Origin of the sequence: Planktothrix sp. (genome assembly GCF_046067725.1) — a bacterium.
Taxonomy (GTDB): Bacteria; Cyanobacteriota; Cyanobacteriia; order Cyanobacteriales; family Microcoleaceae; genus Planktothrix.
The window spans coordinates 1-4,734 of the sequence record NZ_JBJUDF010000119.1 but is presented as its reverse complement, the minus strand read 5'-3'; the positions used below and the strand labels follow the sequence as shown (position 1 = coordinate 4,734).

The window sequence follows — 4,734 nt, the reverse complement described above, 5'->3', positions numbered from 1 at the left end:
TGATTGCGGGGTTATTTCAAATTATTTTTGGGGTATTCAAACTCGGTAAATATATTACCTTGATGCCCTATAGCGTGATTTCCGGCTTTATGTCGGGGATTGGGATCATTTTAATCATTTTGCAAATCCCACCGTTTTTAGGACAAGCCACACCCAAGGGCGGTGTCTTGGGAACCATCCAAAGCCTACCGGAACTATTGACAAATATCAATCCTGTAGATGCGACCTTGGCAGCCTTAACCCTGGCGATTATTTTCCTAATGCCATCCAAATTTAAGCGAATTGTTCCGCCTCAATTAGTAGCATTAGTCATTGGTACAGTCGTTTCTTTAATCTTTTTCCAAGGGGTTGATATTCGTCGCATTGGCGAAATTCCCACCGGACTCCCCGTCCTGCAAATGCCTGTGTTTAGCTTCGATCAACTGACCATTATGTTAGTTGATGGGGTGATGTTGGGGATGTTAGGTTGTATTGATACCTTATTAACTGCCGTCATTGCTGATAGTATCACCCGGACTCAACACGATTCTAATAAAGAATTAATTGGTCAAGGAATTGCCAATATGGTATCAGGAATTTGTGGCGGATTACCCGGTGCTGGTGCAACAATGGGAACCGTTGTTAATATCCAAACGGGTGCAAAAAGTGCCTTATCAGGTCTGACCCGTGCGGTGATTCTGCTCATTGTGATTTTAGGCGCCGCTAGTCTCACCCAAAGTATTCCGATGGCGGTGTTAGCCGGAATAGCCCTGAAAGTGGGGATTGATATTCTCGATTGGAGTTTCCTCAAACGTGCTCACGTCGTTTCTGCCAAAGGAGCGATGATTATGTACGGCGTGATGCTACTAACCGTATTTGTTGACCTGATTGTTGCTGTGGGCGTCGGGGTATTTATTGCTAATATTCTCACTATTGAACGCTTGAGTGATATGCAAGCTCAAGATGTGAAAGCGATTAGCGATGAAGATGATGCCATTGTCATGAGTCCAGAGGAAAAACAGTTACTCGCCGCTGGTCAAGGTCGAGTGTTGTTATTCTATCTCAGCGGCCCGATGATCTTTGGAGTAGCCAAGGCGATCGCCCGTGAAGAATCCGTGGCACAAAACTATGATGTATTGATTTTTGACTTAAGCGATGTTCCGATGTTAGGGGTTACGGCTTCTCTGGCGATTGAAAACGCCATTAAGGATGCAGTGGATAAAGGTCGTCACGTCTTTATTGTTGGTGCCAGAGGTAAGATTAAACAACGTTTGGAACGCTTCAAGATCTTAGATCTGATTCCTTCTCATCATTTAATTCTGCAACGGAAAGAAGCTTTACAACAAGCTTTAACACTGATTACTTCTCCCGCCTACAGTGGTGAAATGCTCGACACGAACCCCAGTGATGCTCAAAAACCGATTATCACAACAAACTCTGAATTAATCTGAGCCATTCCTAACCCGTGAGTTCCCTTGCTAATTCTAGCCTGACTGCTCACGGGTTTTTCTGGTTTCACCGATTGCGACTATTGAAAATTAGGGAAATTATGTTATAGTTCAATACAATACAATGTGAAAAATTTGCGGGCGTAATTCAGTGGTAGAATGTCACCTTCCCAAGGTGAACGTCAGGGGTTCGAGTCCCCTCGTCCGCTTAACACTCCTTAACTTTTTTAGAGCTTTACTAGGTTGATGGCGCATAAAAGTCTGCCATCTTGACAAAATCCTGCGGGCAGGATAAGATACTTTATAAGCCTGACCTGAACATACTCTTGATTTTTTAATCAACATAAGCCCCTACTCTCATTTCAGGTGTAGGGGTAAGATCACTTCAAACCTTAAAAGGGTAAAGCCAAAGGTTTAAACCCATGTTTGACGGAAACGGTACCAATCTTTTCCATTTTTTCAACGGTAATTTGATTCCGACCCCAAGAAAAATTGGTGTAAATTTTCTCAAATTCCAACAACATCGATTCCGCAAAACAAGCAAAAAGTTGACGACCCGGTAACTTCATATTGACGATTTTCATAATTTTCCAATCAATATCAAGGGCGTGTTCCACAATCCCTCCATCTAAGACATGAATTTCTGGATGTTGAATTTTTGTAGCCAAATTTTTAGGATAGCCACCATCAATTAACAAACAAGGTTTTTTTAAGGTATTTGGATCAATTTCAACTCCTTTGGGCATACTGGCAACCCAAACAATAATATCTGCTTCCGGTAAAGCTTCTTCTAATCCCATGATTTTGCCCCGTCCTAGTTCTTCCTGTAAGGCATTAAGGCGTTCTTTATCACGGGCAATTAATAACAATTCTCCAGCTTCTGTGTGACGGTTAAGCCAACGACACACCGCACTGCCAATATCTCCAGTAGCCCCACAAACTGCAACGGTGGCTTTCCCTAAATCAATCCCTAAGTGTTGAGCTTCATTTTCAACCTGACGACAGATAATATAAGCGGTATGGGTATTTCCCGTTGTAAACCGTTCAAACTCTAACTTAATATTACGAACTTGTTGAATTTGTTCTAAGTTAAAATTTTCAAAAATAATTGAAGAAAATCCCCCTAAAGCTGTGATATTAATGCCATTTTTTTGAGCATGAGCCATCGCATTAATGACTTTGCGAGTAGCGGCTTTAATCCGACGGCTTGCTAACATTTCCGGTAAAAAACACGATTCTACATATTTACCTTCAATGATTTGACCAGTAATACTTGTGACTTTAATATCATCCACGATTTGAGGCGGAGCGCTACACCAAAAATCCAACCCTTGATCAGCGTATTCAGGATATCCTAAATCTCTGGCTACGGCTTGGGCGTGTTCTAAACTGGTAAGATGACCGATTAAACCAAACATGATTCAACTGTAAATTTTAAGATAGATTTTAGATTTTAACGTCAGAAGCCGCAGACTGGTAGAAAACAATCCTCTGTTTCCAGTCTGCTCAAGCTTCCATCGGTTAGGGCTAAAATCCAAAGGGTATTTTAGACAGCAGATAGACCATAGGCAGACATCCGCATAATATCGCGGGTCGAAAACCCGATATTGCTGAGAGCTTCCCCATAAGTCATCATAAAATCTTCAACTAATTCTTCTTTTTCCATGCCCAGAACCAAAGCATCATCAGCTACTTGGTTGAGCATTTGCCAAACAATCGGCAGGTTTTGGCGGTTAGCCTCTTCAAGTTCCGCTTTACAAGCTTCAAAGTTCGCTTTCAACCATTCTTCCCCAAAATTGAGGTGCTTATACTCATCTTTAACCACCCCTTCGGTAATTTTGCGGGCGAAATCATCCGCAACCGGGATGTAAATGTTATAAGCGGCAATGGCAAAGCATTCAATAATTAAAGATTGAATCAGCAAACAGGTGACAATTTTACCTTCTGCGGCGGCATCTTTAAAATTTTGGTGCAAGCTAGAAAAGAACTCACGGGCAAATTCCAGATCCGGCGTAACATTTAAGTTGCGACCACAGGATTGAAACCCCTTCTGATGACGCATTTCCATTTTGGCTAAACGCGCTAAATCTTCTTGATGCTCTGGTAACATTTCACCCAGCTTGATGTAATTGTCGTAGGCTTCCTGTTCCCCTTCAATCACAATGGCATTAATCCGACTGTAGGCATCCTTATAGGTTTTAGATTGGAAGTCAATCTCTGGAATGGCTTCAAGCTGTGGCATAGATTTACAATCTCCTCATCACAAATGAGTTATTATTGCTAGTTGGCAAACTCTCTCCTCCTTTGGGACAACCTCAAAATCGGGTTGAAGAGTCGAGTTTTTGAGAAACGACTTAAATTAAGCTTATAGCGATTCTCGCACAAAACCCACGTCTTTTCACTTTGGGATGCTGTAGAACCTCCCATGAATTCATGTTTTTGTCAATCTAGGGTAATCTTTGATGGAAAATAGGATCAGATTCTATATTATAAGTTTAACTAAATTAATTTAGGATTAAAACTATCATTGACTTATGAAAACAACAATTGAACGGGAAAAAATATTAGTCGGACTCAGTTGGGGTCTACTGTTGATGGGGGCTGGGATTGTATTATTACCCTTATTTGTGGTCTTGTTGACCTCCTTCTCTACCCCTAACGCCGTTGGTGGCACGAATTTGACTCTGGCTAACTATCAAGAAGCTTGGCATCGCGGAGGCTTTCTCCTCGCCTTTGCCAATTCAACTTTAGTGGCTTTAGGAGTGACCGCATTCCAAGTCATCACCTCCGCCTTAGCTGGATACGCCTTAGCTCGGTTACACTTCCCCGGACGACAAACATTATTATTAATTGTCATCGCTACACTGGTAATCCCTTTTCAGTTATTGGTGATTCCCATCTTTTTAGTCTTGAAATGGGGACACCTACTCAATACCTATTGGGCTTTAATTTTACCCACGGCGGTGAATGGTTTTGGGATTTTCCTCCTCCGTCAATATTTCCTGACCATTCCCGTAGAATTAGAAGAATCCGCCGCCTTGGATGGGGCTAATCGCTGGCAGATTTTATGGCAAATTATGTTACCCTTGGCTAAACCTGCTTTAATTACCTTGTTTTTATTTACCTTTATCGGGGAATGGAATGATTTGTTTAAACCCCTGGTCTTTACTACGAAAGCTGAATTAAAAACTGTGCAGTTAGTTTTAGCAGAATTTCAAGAGCAATTTACAAGCGGTTGGTCATTATTAATGGCTGCGGTTGTGATTTCTTCTATTCCGGTAATTGGATTATTTTTAATCGGACAAAA

The 4,734-nt window shown here is 41.6% G+C and carries 4 protein-coding genes and 1 tRNA gene; 3 read left to right on the top strand and 2 right to left on the bottom strand.

Features of this window, described 5'->3' with window-relative positions; all coding sequences use genetic code 11:
• On the top strand, positions 1–1,430 hold a 1,430-nt coding region (locus tag ACKPEB_RS06765), incomplete at its 5' end, for a SulP family inorganic anion transporter (protein ID WP_408964098.1).
• A gap of 134 nt (positions 1,431–1,564) precedes the next feature.
• Positions 1,565–1,636: transfer RNA gene (locus ACKPEB_RS06760), tRNA-Gly, on the top strand.
• Positions 1,637–1,819: 183 nt separating this feature from the next.
• Here ACKPEB_RS06760 and ACKPEB_RS06755 read toward each other — a convergent pair.
• Both ACKPEB_RS06755 and ACKPEB_RS06750 read right to left on the bottom strand, forming a co-directional pair.
• On the bottom strand, positions 1,820–2,845 hold the full coding sequence (locus ACKPEB_RS06755; RefSeq protein WP_408964097.1) for a long-chain acyl-[acyl-carrier-protein] reductase: 1,026 nt from the start codon (positions 2,843–2,845) through the stop codon (positions 1,820–1,822).
• A gap of 128 nt (positions 2,846–2,973) precedes the next feature.
• On the bottom strand, positions 2,974–3,669 hold the full coding sequence (locus ACKPEB_RS06750) for an aldehyde oxygenase (deformylating) (RefSeq protein WP_408964096.1): 696 nt from the start codon (positions 3,667–3,669) through the stop codon (positions 2,974–2,976).
• 292 nt (positions 3,670–3,961) lie between these two features.
• Between ACKPEB_RS06750 and ACKPEB_RS06745 the strand changes: the two genes are divergently transcribed.
• The coding region (locus tag ACKPEB_RS06745; protein ID WP_408964095.1) for a carbohydrate ABC transporter permease at positions 3,962–4,734 on the top strand (773 nt) is incomplete at its 3' end.